Origin of the sequence: Colwellia ponticola (assembly GCF_005885605.1) — a bacterium.
Taxonomy (GTDB): domain Bacteria; phylum Pseudomonadota; class Gammaproteobacteria; order Enterobacterales; family Alteromonadaceae; genus Colwellia; species Colwellia ponticola.
On the sequence record NZ_SZVP01000034.1, the window covers coordinates 1 to 1363 of the forward strand.

A 1363-nucleotide genomic window follows, 5' to 3' on the forward strand; every position below is an offset into this window, starting at 1 on the left:
TGTAGATAATTGGACTCCCCTACACCCGAAAACGTAGGCTAATATATCATTACCACGTAATTTGATTATAAAGAGTTCTTAAAATGCATAAAACTATAGTTGGCGTTGATTTAGCAAAAAATGTTATTCAAGTTTGTATATATAGAAACAAAAAGGTGCAATCTAATACTGAAATGACACCGGATGAATTTCTTTCTTGGCTTGTTACTTCAAAAGCGGTTTTGATTGTATTTGAGGCATGTGGAATGTCGAATTACTGGAAACAAAGAGCAACTGACAAAGGGCATGATGCTCGTTTAATATCTGCAAAATTAGTTTCAGCAGTCAGGCAAAATCAAAAAACAGATAAGAATGATGCCCTCGCAATTGTTCAAGCATCTTTATTACCAGAAGTAAGATTTATCTTCGGTAAAAGTGTTAAACAACAGCAACTACAATCTATAAAACGATTACGAGAATTAGCCATAAAACATCGAGACGCACTTAAAAAACAGATAGTGGCACTTCTGTTAGAGTTAAACATTCGGGTGCCTAATGGAAGTGCACGTTTAATCAATAAAATAGATTACATATTGGAAGATGCTGAAAATGAATTATCTATTGAATTCAGGAAAGCACTTCATGTTGCACAACAACAATTAAATGCAGCGATGAAATCCGTTTTGATTTACGACGATTGTTCGGAAAAATCTATACAGGCTCATCCTGAATGTAAAAAACTATTAAAAATTGAAGGTGTTGGGCCTATTAACGCTATAAATTTATATATCGCACTTGGCTGCGCTGATTTAGGAACTTTCAATAAAGGTAAAGATGCTTCAGCCTGTATTGGTGTAACACCAGCTCAACATTCATCAGGTGGAAAAGTGAAGATTGGAACTATAGGTAAAATAAAAAATAGTACACTCAGAAGCCAACTAATTTCAGGCGCAATGTCGGTAGTAAAGCAAGTGGTTAAACGTGAAGCTAGAACGAAAAAAGAGGCTTGGCTTAAAAGTTTGATTGAACGCAGAGGTAATAAATGCGCAGCTGTTGCACTGGCAAATAAAACAGTGAGAACAGCTTTCGCCATGCTTACCCAAGGTACAGAATACAAAGCTGAATTACTCGCAGCTTAATAACGAGTCCAAACAATAAAAATGCACTAACGAAGATAAAAATCAGCAAACTAAGTCAGTTAGCCACATAGAGCAATAAGCTCGCTTTGTAGATTTGACAGTTTGTCCGCGTAAATATCATAGAGCCTGAGTTCGCTACTCAATTAGAGCTCGTACATAAGTACGCATTTATTTCTTTGATTAAGTAATTTTGTTGTTGACACTGGGGGAGTCCACATAAGTGGCATAGTTAATTTGGCCACCTA

1 protein-coding gene is annotated in these 1363 nt (G+C 36.0%); it reads left to right on the forward strand.

The genetic code is table 11. From position 1 onward, the window contains the following. Nucleotides 1-83 precede the first annotated feature (83 nt). The gene (locus tag FCS21_RS15690; protein ID WP_138624472.1) at nucleotides 84-1118 is read left to right on the forward strand and encodes an IS110 family RNA-guided transposase; all 1035 of its coding nucleotides are present in this window, start codon (nucleotides 84-86) and stop codon (nucleotides 1116-1118) included. The last annotated feature ends 245 nt before the right edge of the window (nucleotides 1119-1363 follow it).

Excerpts from the sequence above, each read along its gene's own strand:
- FCS21_RS15690 (WP_138624472.1), top strand. The coding sequence starts at position 84 with ATGCATAAAACTATAGTTGGCGTTGATTTAGCAAAAAATGTTATTCAA.